Origin of the sequence: Leifsonia sp., assembly GCF_051955155.1 — a bacterium.
Taxonomy (GTDB): domain Bacteria; phylum Actinomycetota; class Actinomycetes; order Actinomycetales; family Microbacteriaceae; genus Leifsonia.
In genome coordinates, this window is sequence record NZ_JBQCGZ010000054.1 from 33576 (window position 1) to 49781 (window position 16206).

The window sequence follows — 16206 nt, forward strand, 5'->3', positions numbered from 1 at the left end:
ATGGTCGACCGAACGCACGAGCCGGAGATCGCGCGCCACGGCAGGCTCGCCCCGCGCACCGGGCCGCGCTCGGCGCTCCGGCTGCTCGGCATCGCCGTCTGCGTCCTGCTGTTCTCAGCGGCGGGCGTCGCCGCCTACGGCGTGTGGGATGTCGCGCGGTCCGTGAAGCCGGGCGCGGCCCTCAGCAAGCTCGGGGGAGGGACGCAGCAGGACGTGCCGGACGTCGGCGCGCTGAAGGGCGGCATCAATCTCGTCCTGGTCGGCACGGACAGCAGGGAGGGCCTGGGCGGCCCGTACGACAACCCGGAGGACCAGGCGGAGGGCGGAGCTGGTCACAACGACGTGACCATGCTGCTGCACGTGGCCGCCGACCACCGCAGCGCGGCGGTCGTCAGCTTCCCGCGCGACCTGGTCACCGAGCTGCCAGACTGCTCCGATCCGGCCAACGGTGCTCCGCACACCGCGCAGTTCAACACGGCGCTCACGGACGGCGGGCTCTCGTGCGTCGTGCTCGCCGTCTCCCGGCTCACGGGCCTCGACATCCCGTTCGGGGCGGTCGTGAACTTCGCGGGGGTGACGGCGCTCTCCGACGCCGTCGGCGGCGTGACCGTGTGCCTGGCGTCGCCGATGCGGGACACCAGGACCCATCCCGCGCTCGATCTCTCGGCCGGCGAGCACACGCTGGTCGGCGCGGAGGCGCAGTCGTTCCTGCGCTCCCGGCACGGCGTCGGCGACGCCAGCGACCTGTCCCGGATCAGCAGCCAGCAGGTGTTCCTGTCCGCTCTCGCGCGGAAGATCGTGAACGGCGGGGTGCTCGGCGACCCGGTGAAGCTGTACGCGCTGGCGAAGGCAGCGGTGGCGAACATCACGCCGTCGGACACCCTGCGCAACCCCACGACGCTCGTCCAGATCGCCCTTGCCGTGAAGAACACCGGCCTGGAGAACATCGTGTTCCTGCAGTACCCGGTGGTGGACGACCCGGACGACCCGAACCGCGTCGTGCCGGACGAGTCCGCGGCCGCCGCCGTGAGCGCCGCGCTCGTCGCCGACCGCCCGCTGAAACTGAGCGGTGCGCCGGGCCGGGCGGTGGCGGCGCAGCAGGGAGCGGGCGGCGCGACGCCGCCGAGCGCCGGCGGCCCGGCGCCCGCCACGCCGTCGGCAGGCGCGGACGCGCCCGGCGGACCGGGGCCGTCCACCTCGGCCCCTGCGACGCCGGGCGGCGACGGGGCACTTCCGGACACCGTCACCGGACAGACCGCTGCGCAGCAGACCTGCGCGAAAGGCCGGGTGGAGGACTAGGGCGCCGGCGGCACGGCGAGGAAGTGCCAGCCGAGCCACCACCAGAACAGCAGGATGGTGATCCGCGCCGCCCGGTCGGTCATCACGACGTCGAGCAGGGAACCGAGTCGCGCACTGCGCAGCGGGTCGCGGCGGGATCGCACGACGAGAAGGACGATGAGCGCCCCGCAGAGCACGAACCCGGCGATCGTCACCTCCCTCACCGCGCCCACCCCCTGCGCACCAGCGCGTAACCGCCGAGCAGCCAGCACGCGACCAGGACTGCGCGCGCGGGCGGCCATGCCAGCAGCGGATCGGTGAGATCGGAGAGGGCGGGGTAGTCGGTGATTCCGCCCGGCGTACCGCGGCCGAGGAAGAACGCGGCCAGCTCCCACAGGCAGCCCGCCGCGATCACGGCGGACCAGGCGATCGCCGCCCTGCGCAGCGCTGCGCGCTCGGCGGCGTCGCCGGCGCCTCCGGCCGGCCCCGGGCGATCCGCCCACGCGACCGGCAGCAGCAGGACTCCCAGACCGACGACGATCGCGGTGTCGGCGGCGCTGTAGAGCGGGGTGACGGCGAGTGTCAGCGCGGCGACCGCGATCAGGACGCCGGCGAGAACGCGCCGACGCACGGTGTCCCTGTCGGCACGCAGCCGGAGCGGGATGCGCAGCCAGCCGAGTCTGTCCAATGCGAGCACCGCCGCGCCAGCCGCGTAGATGCCGGCGTCGAGCGGGGCCCCGCGGACGGCGTGGAACAGGCTCGTCAGCAGCAGAACACCGAGCCAGGCGAGCCGGGTCAGCACCTCGGCGCGAAGCCGGTGCGGGCCGCGGGATGCGGGGATGGGACGCTGCTGCTGCGACACGTCGTCACGATACGCCGAGGCGACGGCGCTTGCGCGCATCCGCATCGGGGTCGTTGAATGAGGGGATGGCCCGGGAGAAGATGTCGTCGTTGCAGTTCCGGGTCCTCGTCGTCGCCATCCTCGCCAGCTTCGTCGCGTTCCTCGACGGCGCGGTGATCAACGTCGCGCTGCCCGCCATCGACAAGGAGCTCGGCGGCGGACTCCCACTGCAGCAGTGGGTGGTCGACGCCTACCTGGTGACGCTCGGCTCGCTCATCCTGATCGCCGGCTCGCTGTCCGACGTGTTCGGCCGCAAGCGCGTGCTCTACGCGGGCCTGATCGGCTTCCTGGTGACCTCGCTGCTGTGCGCGTTCGCGCCGAACGGCGTGTTCCTCGTCGTCTCGCGAGCGCTGCAGGGCGTGGCGGGCGCGCTGCTGGTGCCGAGTTCGCTCGCCATCATCATCTCGACGTTCGAGGGGGCGGCGCAGGCGAAGGCGATCGGCCGGTGGACGGCGTGGACCGGCATCGCGATGATCGCGGGCCCGGTGATCGGCGGCATCTTCGTCGACACGCTGTCCTGGCGCTGGGTGTTCGTGATCAACGTCATCCCGATCGCGATCACGCTGCTGCTGATGCTCACGCTCGGGCAGAGCGACACCGGGAGCGGGGGACGGGTCGACATCCTCGGCGCCGTGCTCGGCTCGATCGGTCTGGCCGGCACCGTGTTCGCCCTGATCGAGCAGGGCGCGTACGGCTGGGGGAGCCCGCGGGTGTGGATCCCGTTCGTGATCGGCATCGCGTCCCTCGTCGGCTTCTTCATCGCCGAGACCCGGGTGAAGCAGCCGATGCTGCCGCTCGGGCTGTTCCAGGTGCACAACTTCTGGGTCGGCAACCTGGCGACCGCGTTCGTGTACGGCGCTCTGTCGTTCGGGCCGCTGATGGTGACGCTCTACCTGCAGCAGGTGGTCGGCTTCGCGGCGACGGTCGCCGGCTTCGTGTTCATCCCCTCGACGCTGTGCATGCTGCTGCTCTCCGGCTACTTCGGCGGTCTCGCCGGCCGCTACGGGCCGCGGTTCTTCATGGCGGTCGGCCCGATCGTCGCCTCCGCCGGTTTCCTCTGGATGCTGCTGCTCGGTTCGCACGTCGACTACTGGTTCAACCTGCTTCCCGGCGTCCTGCTGTTCGGCGTCGGGCTCTCGATGACGGTGGCGCCGCTGACCAGCGCCATCCTCGGCTCGATCCACCCGGGCCAGGCGGGCATCGGCTCCGCCGTGAACAACGCGGTCTCGCGCATCGCGGGACTGATCACGGTCGCGATGGCCGGCATCATCATCGGCCAGCAGCTGGATGTGGACGGGATGCACCGGGCGATGCTCGCGACCGCCGGCCTGCTGATCGTCGGCGGCGTGGTCTCGGCGATCGGGATCAGGAACCACGAGCCGGCGGCTGAGCCGATTCAGACCGTGATGGACTGACCGGCGAGCGCGAGCATCGCGACGTCGACGATCGCGCACGTCATGATGAGCTGCATGAGCAGCCGCGTCGGGCTGCGCCGCAGCACGAGCACGACGCCGGTGACCGCGGCGGCCAGCCCGATCGCGAGCCCGGCGACGAGCAGCGGGCGCACCGGAAGGCCGGGACCGAACGCGACGAGCGCGGTCGCCACGGCGAGGCAGCCGAACGCGAGGACGCCGCTGCGCCGCGCGCCGAGCCGGTGCGGCATCCCGCTGATGCCCGTGCGGGCGTCGTCGGCCAGATCCGGGAGCACGTTCGTGATGTGCGCGGCGACGCCGAGCAGCGCGCCGGCGACGAGCACCCAGGGCGCCGGCCAGGCCGGGTGTTCCTGGCCGAGGGTCGCGATCGCGGGCAGCAGTCCGAAGCTGACGGCGAACGGGACGAAGGAGAAGGCGGTCCGCTTGAGCCCCAGGTTGTAGGCCCAGCCTCCGGCGATGGCGACCGTGTGCGCCGCGAGCGCCGCCCAGCCGAGCACGACCGTCGCCAGCAGTGCGGTGGCGACCGCCACGAACGCGGACGCGCGCACCACGGGGACCGGGATGTCGCCGCGGGCCGCCGGCTTGTCCGCCCGCAGCACGGAGCGGTCGCGCGCCGCATCGAGCCAATCGTTCGACCAGCCGATCGAGAGCTGGCCGAGCAGGATGGCGACGGCGAGCACGAGCAGGCGGGCGGGCGGGTAGCCGAGGCCGATGCCGAGGCCGGTCGCGATCACCGTGACGACGGCGGTCGGGCCGGGGTGACTGGCGAGCAGCAGGGAGAGGGGCTTGTTCGCCATGGCGTCATCGTAGGCCCGCGGGTGGATGCTGCAAAGGGCTTGCGTCGATCTGCAAGGATTTGCGTACACTGTGGGCATGTCGAAACGTCTCGCCGAGGTGGCGCGCAAGGTCGGAGTGAGCGAAGCGACCGTGAGCCGCGTGCTCAACGACAAGCCGGGGGTCTCCGACGCCACCCGGCAGGCGGTCCTGACGGCGCTGGATGTGCTGGGCTACGAACGGCCGAGCAAGCTCCGCGGCGAGCGCGCGCGCCTTGTCGGCCTGGTCCTGCCGGAGCTGCAGAACCCGATCTTCCCCGCGTTCGCCGAGATCATCGGCGGTGCGCTCGCGCAGAACGGCTACACGCCGGTGCTGTGCATGCAGACCGCAGGCGGCATCTCCGAGGCGGACTACGTCGAGCTGCTCCTGCAGCAGCAGGTGTCCGGCGTGGTGTTCGTCGGCGGGGCGTACGCGCAGCAGGACGCCTCCCACGAGCACTATGCGCGCCTGGCGGACCTGCACCTGCCGACGGTGCTCGTCAACGCGCCGGTGGACGCCCTGCACTTCGCGACGGTGTCCTGCGACGACTCGGTGGCGACGGCGCAGGCGCTCGGGCACCTGCGCTCGCTCGGCCACGAGCGGATCGGTCTGCTGCTCGGGCCGCGCGACCACGTCCCGTCGCAGCGCAAGCTCGAGGCGGCCAGGCGCATCCTGGCCGGCTGGGGGCAGGAGTTCGACGAGAGCCTCGTGGTCAACTCGCTGTACTCGCTGGAGGCGGGGCAGGCCGCGGCGGCGCGGCTGCTCGCCGCCGGGGTGACCGCGATCGTGTGCGCGAGCGACCCGATGGCGCTCGGCGCGATCCGCGCGGCGCGGCGGGCCGGGCTGTCGGTGCCGGGCGACGTGTCGATCGTCGGCTACGACGACTCCGCGCTGATGAACTGCACGGAGCCGCCGCTGACGACGATCCGTCAGCCGATCGAGCCGATGGGCCGCACCGTGATCGAGCTGCTGCTGCGGCAGATCTCGAGCGACTCGGCGATCAGGGACGAGCTGTTCTTCGAGCCGGAGCTGGTCGTCCGCGGCTCGACCGGACCGGCGACGCACGCGGTCTCGTAACGCAATTCGGCGCAAATGTACGCAAACGAATTGCGTATTGTTTAGTTCTTGCGTCATTCTGTCGCGATAGCTACATTCGGTGAGCAACGCCGACCCCGCCCGGGGTCGCACAGAGCGAAGGGCTCACCGTGGACCTCTCCGTGCTGGCCGGCAAGACCGCCGCGCCCGTAGCGACCGCGAGCGCAGCGACGGCGCCGGCCGCACCCGCCCCGGCCGACGATCCGCAGTGGTGGCGCAGCGCCGTCATCTACCAGGTCTACCCGCGCAGCTTCGCGGACGGGAACGGGGACGGGGTCGGGGACCTGGCGGGCGTCCGGCAGCACCTGGGCTACCTGCGCGACCTGGGCGTCGACGCGATCTGGTTCACGCCGTGGTACGCCTCCCCGCTGGCCGACGGCGGCTACGACGTCGCCGATTACCGCAGGATCAACCCGGCGTTCGGCGACCTGGCCGAGGCGGAGGCGCTCATCGCCGAGGCCCTTGCGCTGGGCATCCGCACGATCATCGACGTCGTCCCCAACCACGTCTCCGACGAGCACCCCTGGTTCCAGGCGGCGCTGGCCGCCGGTCCCGGCTCGCCCGAGCGCGAGCGGTTCTGGTTCCGGCCCGGCCGCGGCGAGAACGGCGACGGCATGCCGACGAGGTGGCCGTCGAACTTCAGCGGCGACACCTGGACCAGGACCACCGACCCGGACGGGACGCCGGGCGAATGGTACCTGCATCTGTTCAGCCCGCAGCAGCCCGACCTCAACTGGGAGCACCCGGACGTGCGCGCCGAGCACGAGGACATCCTGCGGTTCTGGTTCGACCGCGGCGTCGCCGGCGTGCGCATCGACTCGGCCGCCCTGCTCGTGAAGGACGCGGCGCTGCCGGAGGTGCCGGCCGACCCGGGACCGGGGGAGCACCCGAACCAGGACAGGGACGAGCTCCACGACATCTACCGCTCGTGGCGCCGGCTCGCTGACTCCTATCCCGGCACCCGCGTCCTCGTCGGCGAGATCTGGCTGCCGGACATCGACCGGTTCGCGAAGTACCTGCGCCCGGACGAGCTGCACACCGCCTTCAACTTCGACTTCCTGGCCCGGCCGTGGGATGCGCGCCAGCTGCGCGCGTCCATCGACCAGACCCTCGCGGCGCACGCCCCGGTCGGCGCACCGAGCACGTGGGTGCTGTCCAACCACGACGTGACCCGGCCGGTCACCCGCTACGGGCGAGAGGACAGCTCGTTCGCATTCGCCACGAAGCGCCGCGGAACGTCCACCGACCTCGCCGTCGGCACCCGGCGGGCCAGGGCGGCGGCCCTGCTCACGGCGGCGCTGCCGGGGTCGCTCTACCTGTACCAGGGCGACGAGCTCGGCCTGCCCGAGGTCGAGGACCTGCCCGAGGACCGGATCGAGGACCCGATGCACTTCCGCTCCGGCGGCGTCGACCCCGGACGGGACGGCTGCCGGGTGCCGCTGCCGTGGCGCGGCCTCACGCCGCCGTTCGGCTTCAGCCCCGACGGCGCGACGGCGGAGCCGTGGCTCCCGCAGCCGGCGTCCTGGGCGGCGCTGACGGTCCAGGCGCAGCAGAGCGACCCGTCCTCGATGCTCTGGCTCTACCGCCAGGCGCTGCGACTGCGGCGGAGCGAGCCGGGGCTCGGCGACGGACCGCTGACCTGGCGGGACGCCCCGGACGGGGTGCTGGTCTTCGAGCGCGGCGAGCGCTTCGTCTCCGTCACCAACCTCTCGGCGGCGCCGGTCGACCTGCCCGATCACGTCGCCATCCTGCTCAGCAGCAGCCCGCTCGCCGGCGGCCAGCTGCCTTCCGACTCCACGGCGTGGCTCAGAACACAGCACTAGCCGCCGGAGAACCTCACCACTGAATGAAAGGAACGTCACCGACAATGAAGTCAGCACGCACGATCGCGGCGGTGGCCGCGGTCACGATCGCCGGAGCGGGGCTCCTGGCCGGATGCTCGTCGTCCGGCTCGGACTCCGGCGACGGCAAGGTCCACATCACGGTCGCCAGCCTCATCCCCGGCAGCGACAAGGCCGCGTTCAAGGCCTTCGACGACCGCGTCAAGGAGTTCGAGAAGGCGAACCCCGACATCGTCGTGAAGTCCGAGGAGTACCAGTGGACGGGCCCGACCTTCGCGACGCAGCTCGCGGGCGGCACCCTTCCCGACGTCTTCAACGTCCCCTTCACCGACTCCCAGTCGCTGCTGCAGGCCGGCCAGCTGGCCGACATCACCGCCGAGGTGAAGAAGCTGCCGTACGCGGACACGTTCAACGAGAACGTCCTCGCGGTCGCCAAGCAGGGCGACAAGATCTACGGGATCCCGTACGGGCCGTACGCGATGGGGCTCTCCTACAACCGTGAGCTCTTCCAGAAGGCCGGGCTCGACCCGGACAAGCCGCCGACGACCTGGGACGAGGTCCGCGCCGACGCCAAGACCATCGCCGAGAAGGTCCCCGGCGTCGCCGGCTACATGCAGATGACGCAGGGCAACACCGGCGGCTGGGAGCTGACCACGACGGTCTACGCGCGCGGCGGCCGGATGGAGACCAGCGACGGCGGGAAGACGACGGTCACCACCAACAACCCGGTGACCAAGGAGGCGCTGCAGTGGCTGCACGACCTCCGCTGGGAGGACAACTCGGTCGGCAGCAACTTCCTGCTCGACTGGAGCGGCATCAACCAGGCGTTCGGCGCCGGCCAGGTCGCGATGTACCCGTCCGGCTCCGACGTGCTCACCACGCTCGTGCAGCAGAACGCGGTCGACCCGAAGAACTACGGGCTGACCATGCTGCCGATCGACAGCAGCAACAAGGACGCCGGCGTGCTCGGCGGCGGCAACGTCGCGGCGGTCAGCCCCAAGTCGTCGCAGGCCCAGAAGGAGGCCGCGGTGAAGTGGATCGACTTCTACTACATGCAGAAGCTGCTCAACGAGGACCAGGCCGTCGCCGACGCCAAGGTGCTGGTGAAGTCGGGCCAGCCGGTCGGCGTCCCGACCCTCCCGGTGTTCGACAAGGCCACCTACGACCAGAACATGGAGTGGATCAAGGAGGAGATCAACGTCCCGCAGGAGAACGTCGCGCCGTTCACGGACGCGATCTTCGACGCGAACCTCGTCCCGGAGCCCAACAAGCACACCCAGGAGCTGTACGGCGCGCTCGACTCCGTCGTCCAGGCGGTGCTCACCGACAAGAACGCGGACGTGGACGCGCTGCTCAGCAAGGTCGACAGCGATATCCAGAAGCTCGTCGACGCGGACAAGTAGCCGGACCCCCTTCCCGGCACGGCCGGGCACCTCACCCCCCGCCGGCGGGAGGCCGCGTCAGCGACGCGCCTCCCGCCGGCACCCGCACAGAAGGACCTGCGCATGACAGCGATCGACCGACCCCGCCCCACACAGGCGGCCGCGAGAAGCCGGCCGCGGCGGAGCCCGCTCACCTGGATCAGGGGAGGAGGGCTGACGACCCTCCTGTTCCTCACGCCGATGCTCGTGATCTTCGGCGTCTTCTCCTGGTGGCCCATCGTCCGCAGCGTCGTGATGAGCTTCCAGCACACCAACCTCGTCTCGGCGCCCACCTGGGTCGGCTGGGACAACTTCGTGCAGGTGGTGAACGACCCGCTGTTCTGGACGGCGGTCGGCAACACCGCCTGGTTCGCCTTCCTCGCGCTCATCCTCGGCTACCCGATCCCGCTCGTCGCCGCGGTGCTGATGAGCGAGGTCAAGCGCGCGAAGGGCCTCTACAGCGCGCTGGCCTACCTGCCGGTCGTCGTGCCGCCGGTGGTGGCGGTGCTGCTGTGGAAGTTCTTCTACGACGCGCGGCCGACCGGCGTCTTCAACACCATCCTCGGGTGGGTGGGGATCCCACCGCAGCCGTGGATCCAGGACGCCACCCAGGCGATGCCCTCGCTCGTCGTCGAGGCGACCTGGGCGGCGGCGGGCGGCACGATCATCATCTACCTGGCCGCGATCACCGGCGTCGCGCCGGAGCTGTACGACGCGGCCGAGGTGGATGGCGCCGGGATCTGGCGGAAGATCTGGCACGTGACGCTGCCGCAACTGCGCAGCGTCCTGCTGATCACGCTCATCCTGCAGATCATCGGGACCGCGCAGGTGTTCCTGGAGCCGTTCCTGTTCACCGGGGGAGGGCCGGTCGACTCGACCGTGACGATCCTGCTGCTGATCTACCGCTACGCGTTCCAGAACTCGCTGGGCGGCGACTACGGCGCCGCGACCGCGCTCAGCCTCATGCTGGCGGCGTTCCTCGCCGTGCTCTCCCTCGTCTACTTCCGCCTCACCAAGTCCTGGAGCCAGAATTGACCACCTCCACCCAGACCCCGCCCGAAGTGCGGCGCGTCCTCACCGATGTCGCCGGCGAGCAGCTCGACGGGGACGGCGCGCCGGGCGGCCGCCCGCCCCGGCGCCGCCGCCGGTCCGCCGACGACGGCGACCGCGGCATCCTCTCCGTCTCCGACCGGCGCCGGCGCGGGGTGCGCGTCTCCAGCGGGGTGATCAACGCGGTGCTGCTGGTCGTCCTGCTGGTCGTCGGGCTCGGACCACTGCTGTGGCTGGCGAAGTCGGCGATCACTCCCACCGCCGACACGCTGAAGACGCCGATGGCGCTCTGGCCGAACGGCGTCGACTGGGCGAACCTGTCGACGGCGTGGTCGACGGTGCACATCGACGTGCAGTTCATGAACACGATCTGGGTCGCGGCCGGCTCGTGGGCGATGCAGGTCATCGTCGCGACCACCGGGGGCTACGCGCTGAGCGTGCTCCGGCCGAAGTACGGAAAGGTGCTCTACGGGCTCATCCTGTGCACGCTGTTCGTGCCGTCGGTGGTGCTGCTGGTCCCGCTGTACCTGACGATCCTGAACCCGCCGCTGCTCGGCCAGTCGCTGATCAACACGTTCTGGGCGGTCTGGCTGCCCGCGGGCGCGAGCGCGTTCAACCTGGTGCTGGTCAAGCGCTTCTTCGACAACCTGCCGCGCGAGGTGTTCGAGGCGGCGCGCACCGACGGGGCGGGACCGTTCCGGCTGTTCTGGTCGATCGTCCTTCCGATGTCCAAGCCGATCCTCGGCGTCGTGTCGGTGTTCGCGATCATCGCTGCGTGGAAGGACTACCTCTGGCCGCTGCTGGTGCTGCGCGACCCCGGCATCCAGCCGCTGTCGGTGCGGCTGCCGACCCTGCAGGCGGCGATCCAGCTGGACGTGTACCTCGCGGCGCTGGCGATCTCCACGCTCATCCCGATCGTGCTGTTCCTGGTGTTCCAGGGGCTGTTCCTGCGCAGCGCCGGGCTCGGAGGTGCCGTCAAGGGCTGAGGGCTACCATCGCTGGGATGCGACGCTCCCGATGGTTCCCCGCGGTGGTCGCCGCGACCCTGACCGCGACGCTGACGGCGACGCTCGCGGGGTGCGCGGCGGGTGCCGGAGCCGGGCGACCCACGGCCACGGCCACGGGCGGGGCGTCCGCGGCGCCGGGCTCGGCGTCGGCCCGGCCGACGCCGGCTGCGACCGCGACGCGTTCGCCCGACCCGGTCGCCGCGTACGCGGACGCACGGCTGGCGAACATGACGCTGCGGCAGGAGGTCGCGAGCCTGTTCATCCTGCACGGACCGGGCACCGACGGTGCCGCGCTGCGGGCCTTCGCCGACCGCTACGGGCTCGGCGGGCTGATCCTGATGGGCGACAACATCCCCGCGACACCCGCCGCCCTCGCCGCGCAGACCGCCGCCGCGTGCGCCTCCGACCCGGAGTTGCCGCTGCTGATCGGCACCGACGAGGAGGGCGGCGACGTCACCCGGCTGCCCTGGGACGGCTCGCCGGGCGCCGAGGTCCTGCGCGGCCGGCCGCCGCAGGCGACGAAGGACGCCTTCGCGGCCCGCGCGGCGCTGCTGGAGCAGGCGGGGGTGAACGTGAACTTCGGCACTGTCGCCGACGTGACCGCCGATTCGTCCTCGTTCATCTTCGGGCGTGTGCTCGGGACCGACCCGGCGTCCGCCGCCGCGCGGGTCGCGGCGTCGGTGACGGGGGAGCGCGGGCGGGTGCTCAGCACGATCAAGCACTTCCCCGGGCACGGCGAGACCGACGCCGACTCGCACCTGACCGTGCCGACCGCGCCGGTGGACGCGGCGCGCTGGGCGGCGCAGGACGCGCCCCCGTTCCGCGCGGGTATCGACGCGGGCGCGGAGCTCGTGATGTTCGGCCACCTGGTCTACAGCGGGGTGGATGCGCGCCCGGCGTCGCTCTCGCCGGCCTGGCACCGCATCCTGGCGGACGACCTCGGCTTCCACGGCGTGACCATCACCGACGACATGCGGATGCTGCAGGACACCGGGCTGCCGCAGTACCGGGACGCGGGGGCGAACGCGGTGCAGGCGCTCGCGGCCGGCAACACGATGATCCTGATGGTGCAGGGTTCCGGCACCGACCCCGCCGCCATGATCGACGCGGTCGTCGCCGCGGTCGTCAGGGGCGCGATCCCGGCGTCGACGATCGACGCGGACGCCCGTGCGGTGCTCCAGCTGCGCCGCTCGCTCGCGCCTCAGCGGTGACGCGTCAACTTTTTTTCGGATTTCCGGAATAGCGTGCCGGTCGATGCGCTTGCATACACTTCGACGGCTTGTCGTCACCACAGACCAGATCCAAGGAGACCCACGAATGACGATCGACATCCCCGGTTACAAGGCCGGCACGTGGACCATCGACCCCACCCACAGCGAGGTCGGCTTCAGCATCCGCCACCTGATGATCAGCAAGGTGAAGGGCGTGTTCGAGAACTTCGACGCCAGCTTCGTCACCGCGGAGAACCCGCTGGAGTCCACCGTCACCGCGAAGGCGCACGTCGCCTCGATCAACACCAAGAACGCCGACCGCGACGCGCACCTGCGCACCGGCGACTTCTTCCTCGCCGAGGAGTTCCCGACCATCGACTTCGTCTCCACCGGCGTCCGCCACGAGGACGGCGAGTTCCTGGTGGACGGCGACCTGACCATCAAGGGCGTCACCAAGCCGGTCACCTTCGAGTTCGACTTCGGCGGCTTCGGCCAGGACCCGTACGGCAACTACAAGGCCGGCGCGACCGCGAAGACCAAGATCAACCGTGAGGACTTCGGCCTCACCTACAACGCGGCGCTCGAGACCGGCGGCATGCTGCTCGGCGACGACGTGACCATCACGCTCGAGCTGCAGGCGGTCCTGCAGCAGGCCTGATCCGTCTCCTCGAAGGGCACGTCGTCGTCGCTTCTCACCCGAGAAGGCGACGATGACGTGCCCTTCAGCGTCCGGCGCGGTCAGCGGAAGTCGCGGGAGGTGGTGCGGATGGCGGAGTCCAGCGGCTCCAGGCGGTCGGCGACCACGTTGACGACGCCCTCCTCGCTGCGCTCCAGGATGCCGCGGACGATCATCGCCGGAGCCTGCCTCGCCACCCGGCGGTAGCGGTTCCACACGCCGACCGGGCAGACCACGTTGACCAGCCCGGTCTCGTCCTCGAGGTTCAGGAACGTGACGCCGGCGGCGGTGGCGGGACGCTGCCGGTGCGTGACCACCCCGCCCACCTCGATCCGCCTGCCGGACTCCGCCGTCGCCAGCGTGTCGGCCGCCCGCACCCCGCGCGCGGTGAGCGTCGGCCGCAGGAAGCGGATCGGGTGGTCGTCCGGGGAGACCCCGGTCGCCCACAGGTCGCTCGCCAGCTGCTCGGCGGGGGAGAGCATCGGCAGCAGTGGCGGCTGCACCGAGATCGTGGTGCCCGCGAGGTACTCCGGGCGCTCCTGCGCCGCGTTGCCCGCCTCCCAGATCGCCTGGCGCGGGCTCAGCCCGAAGCCCTCGAACGCGCCGGCTGCGGCGAGCGCCTCCAGCTGCGCGGTGTTCAGGCCGGTGCGGCGCGCCAGGTCGCCGAGGTCGGCGTACGGACCGCCCGCCTCGCGCTCGGCGACGATGCGCTCCGCCAGCTTCTCGCCGATCGCGGTCACCCCGGCGAGCCCCAGCCGCACCGCGTGACCGGCGTCCCTGCGGTGCGCGGCGTGGTCGAGCGGCACCGCGCGCTCGAAGCGGCCGACCGGCGGCTGGTCGTGCTCGAGGCACGCCGCCGACCCGGTGGGGCCCGGCCGGGAGGGATCGATCGGCTCCAGCAGCGGGAACACCCCGGAGAGCTGGATGTCCGGCCGGCGCACGACGACGCCGTGCCGCCTGGCGTCGGCCGTGAGCGTGCGCGGCGAGTAGAAGCCCATCGGCTGCGCGCGCAGCAGGGCGGCGAGGAACGCGCCGGGGTAGTGCAGCTTCATCCACGAGCTCACGTAGACCAGCAGCGCGAAGCTGATCGCGTGGCTCTCCGCGAAGCCGAAGTTCGCGAACGCCTCGATCTTCTCGTAGATCGCGTCCGCGTCGTCGCCGGTGATGCCGTTTCCCGCCATCCCGTCGTACAGCTTCGCCTTCAGCGCGCCGATCCGCTCCACCCCGCGCTTGGAGCCCATCGCGCGGCGCAGCAGGTCGGCGTCCTCCGCCGTGCAGCCGCCGACAGCGACCGCCATCTGCATCAGCTGCTCCTGGAACAGCGGAACGCCCATCGTCCGCTCCAGCACCGGCACCAGCGCGGGATGCAGGTAGGTCACCGGCTCCTTGCCGAGCTTGCGGCGGATGTACGGGTGCACGGCGCCGCCCTGGATCGGCCCCGGCCGGATCAGCGCGATCTCGATGACCAGGTCGTAGAAGCTGCGCGGCTGCAGCCGGGGGAGCGTCCCGATCTGGGCGCGGCTCTCCACCTGGAACACGCCGATCGAGTCGGCCCGGCAGAGCATGTCGTACACGCCCTGCTCCTCCTTGGGGATGCGCTCCAGCGTCCACGCCTCGCCGAGCGACGCCTCGATGGTGCGCATGGCGTAGTCGAGCGCGGAGAGCATCCCGAGCCCCAGCAGGTCGAACTTGACCAGGCCCATCCACGCGCAGTCGTCCTTGTCCCACTGCAGCACCGTCCTGCCCGGCATGCGCGCGTGCTCGATCGGGCACACCTCGCCGACCGGGCGGTCGGTGAGCACCATGCCGCCCGAGTGGATGCCGAGGTGCCGCGGGAACTTCAGCACCTGCTGCGCGAGGTCGACCACCGGCTCGGGGATGTCGTGGTCGTCCGTCGTCGCGACGCGGCTCCACGAGTCGATCTGCTTGCTCCACGCGTCCTGCTGACCGGTGGAGTAGCCGAGCGCCTTGGCCATGTCGCGCACCGCGTTCTTGGGCCGGTAGGTGATCACGTTGGCGACCTGGGCGGCGTTGTGCCTGCCGTACCTGCGGTAGACGTACTGGATGACCTCCTCGCGCCGGTCGGAGTCGAAGTCGACGTCGATGTCCGGCTCCTCCTCGCGCATGCTGGAGAGGAAGCGCTCGAACGGCAGGTCGTACTTGATGGAGTCGACCGCCGTGATCCCGAGCAGGTAGCAGACGGCCGAGTTCGCGGCAGAGCCGCGCCCCTGGCAGAGGATGCCCTGGCTGCGGGCGTACTGGACGATGTCGTGGACGATGAGGAAGTAGCCGGGGAAGTCCTTCGCCTCGATCACGTCGAGCTCGCGCTGGATGCGCTCGCGCTTGGCCGGGGTGCTCTCCAGGTCCGGGTAGCGCTCCGCCGCCCCGCGCCAGGTGAGCTCGCGCAGCCAGCTCATCGGCGTGTGCCCCTCCGGCACCTCCTGCTTCGGCAGCCGGGGCCGGGCGCTGCGCAGCCGGAAGGAGAGGTCGTCCGCGACCTCGACGGTGCGCTCGACCGCTCCCGGGTAACGCGCGAACCGCACCGCCATCTCCCGTCCGCTGCGCAGGTGGGCGGCAGCGGAGGCGGGAAGCCAGCCGTCCATCTCGTCCAGGCTGCGCCTGGCACGCACCGCGGAGACGGCCGTCGCCAGTGGGTACTGCGCCGGCGAGGCGTAGTGGACGTTGTTGGTCGCCACCGCCGGCAGCCCGAGCCGCCCCGCGATCCGGCTGAGGATGTCGTTGTCCGTCGTGTCGCGCGGGTTGCCCTGGTCGATCAGCTCGACGAGCACGTTGTCGCGCCCGAACAGCTCGGCGAGCCTGGCCACCTCGCGCTCGGCCGCCCGCTCGCCGCCGTCCGCGAGCGCCAGCCGAACGTCGCCCTTGCGGCAGCCGGTGAGCACCATCCACTCGCCGCCGGACTGCTCGGAGAGCTGCTCGATGCTGTAGACGGGGCGGCCCTTCTCCTCGCCGGCCAGCTGCCCGGCGGTGATCGCCGCCGCGAGCCGGTGGTAGCCGGACTGCTGCCTGGCCAGCAGTACGAGATGGCTGCCCTCCGGGTCGGCCTCGCCGGTCTGCGGCCGGCTGAGGCTGAGCGACAGCTCCGCCCCGTACACCGTCTTCACCCGGTCGTACGCCTCGGCCGCCTCGGCGAGGTGCACGGCGCCGTAGAAGCCGTCGTGGTCCGTGATCGCCAGCCCGTGCAGCCGCAGCCTGGTCGCCTCCTCCAGCAGCTCCTCCGGAGAGCTGGCGCCGTCGAGGAAGCTGAAGCTGCTGTGCGCGTGCAGCTCGGCGTAGCCGACATGACCCGTCTCCGGCTCGTCCGGCATCGGCTGCGGGACGTACTTCTGGCGCTTGCGCGAGGACGGGCGCTCCGGCTGCTCGCCGGTGCGGCGCCCGGAGAGCCGCCGCTCGAACTCGGCCCACGGGATCGGCGGATTGTTCCAGCCCATCAGCGCGCCCCCCGCCTGGTGTCGGGACGGT

Annotated in this window: 13 protein-coding genes; 9 read left to right on the forward strand and 4 right to left on the reverse strand. The window is 71.5% G+C overall.

Annotated elements, in window-relative coordinates; translation table 11 throughout:
- Complete coding sequence (locus tag ACTHMF_RS05490) at positions 1-1299, forward strand: LCP family glycopolymer transferase (RefSeq protein ID WP_440316619.1); 1299 nt, start codon at positions 1-3, stop codon at positions 1297-1299.
- Here the strand turns inward: ACTHMF_RS05490 and ACTHMF_RS05495 are convergent.
- On the reverse strand, positions 1296-1502 hold the full coding sequence (locus ACTHMF_RS05495) for a DUF6186 family protein (RefSeq protein ID WP_314149363.1): 207 nt from the start codon (positions 1500-1502) through the stop codon (positions 1296-1298). The two genes, ACTHMF_RS05490 and ACTHMF_RS05495, sit on opposite strands and share 4 nt — an antisense overlap.
- The gene (locus ACTHMF_RS05500; protein ID WP_440316620.1) at positions 1499-2140 is read right to left on the reverse strand and encodes a hypothetical protein; all 642 of its coding nucleotides are present in this window, start codon (positions 2138-2140) and stop codon (positions 1499-1501) included. The genes ACTHMF_RS05495 and ACTHMF_RS05500 overlap by 4 nt, the downstream gene beginning before the upstream one ends.
- A gap of 65 nt (positions 2141-2205) precedes the next feature.
- Here ACTHMF_RS05500 and ACTHMF_RS05505 point away from each other — a divergent pair, with 65 nt between their 5' ends.
- The gene (locus ACTHMF_RS05505) at positions 2206-3594 is read left to right on the forward strand and encodes an MFS transporter (RefSeq protein WP_314149365.1); all 1389 of its coding nucleotides are present in this window, start codon (positions 2206-2208) and stop codon (positions 3592-3594) included.
- On the opposite strand, the gene ACTHMF_RS05510 is transcribed toward ACTHMF_RS05505, so the two are convergent.
- Positions 3576-4409, reverse strand: coding sequence for a UbiA family prenyltransferase (locus ACTHMF_RS05510; RefSeq protein ID WP_440316622.1), 834 nt, complete (start codon positions 4407-4409; stop codon positions 3576-3578). The genes ACTHMF_RS05505 and ACTHMF_RS05510 overlap by 19 nt on opposite strands.
- A gap of 76 nt (positions 4410-4485) precedes the next feature.
- On the opposite strand from ACTHMF_RS05510, the gene ACTHMF_RS05515 reads away from it, so the two are divergent.
- The 7 genes from ACTHMF_RS05515 (at position 4486) to ACTHMF_RS05545 (ending at position 12708) form a co-directional block, all read left to right on the forward strand.
- Complete coding sequence (locus ACTHMF_RS05515) at positions 4486-5502, forward strand: LacI family DNA-binding transcriptional regulator (RefSeq protein ID WP_440316623.1); 1017 nt, start codon at positions 4486-4488, stop codon at positions 5500-5502.
- A 128-nt stretch (positions 5503-5630) separates the two neighbouring features.
- On the forward strand, positions 5631-7343 hold the full coding sequence (locus ACTHMF_RS05520) for a glycoside hydrolase family 13 protein (RefSeq protein WP_440316624.1): 1713 nt from the start codon (positions 5631-5633) through the stop codon (positions 7341-7343).
- A 44-nt stretch (positions 7344-7387) separates the two neighbouring features.
- Positions 7388-8764, forward strand: coding sequence for an extracellular solute-binding protein (locus ACTHMF_RS05525; protein ID WP_440316625.1), 1377 nt, complete (start codon positions 7388-7390; stop codon positions 8762-8764).
- Positions 8765-8866: 102 nt separating this feature from the next.
- On the forward strand, positions 8867-9817 hold the full coding sequence (locus ACTHMF_RS05530; RefSeq protein WP_314149370.1) for a carbohydrate ABC transporter permease: 951 nt from the start codon (positions 8867-8869) through the stop codon (positions 9815-9817).
- Between the two features lie 137 nt (positions 9818-9954).
- On the forward strand, positions 9955-10818 hold the full coding sequence (locus tag ACTHMF_RS05535; RefSeq protein ID WP_440316646.1) for a carbohydrate ABC transporter permease: 864 nt from the start codon (positions 9955-9957) through the stop codon (positions 10816-10818).
- Positions 10819-10835: 17 nt separating this feature from the next.
- Positions 10836-12050, forward strand: coding sequence for a glycoside hydrolase family 3 N-terminal domain-containing protein (locus ACTHMF_RS05540; protein WP_440316626.1), 1215 nt, complete (start codon positions 10836-10838; stop codon positions 12048-12050).
- A 106-nt stretch (positions 12051-12156) separates the two neighbouring features.
- The gene (locus tag ACTHMF_RS05545; protein ID WP_314149642.1) at positions 12157-12708 is read left to right on the forward strand and encodes a YceI family protein; all 552 of its coding nucleotides are present in this window, start codon (positions 12157-12159) and stop codon (positions 12706-12708) included.
- 80 nt (positions 12709-12788) lie between these two features.
- On the opposite strand, the gene ACTHMF_RS05550 is transcribed toward ACTHMF_RS05545, so the two are convergent.
- On the reverse strand, positions 12789-16175 hold the full coding sequence (locus ACTHMF_RS05550) for an error-prone DNA polymerase (protein WP_440316627.1): 3387 nt from the start codon (positions 16173-16175) through the stop codon (positions 12789-12791).
- Positions 16176-16206 lie beyond the last annotated feature (31 nt).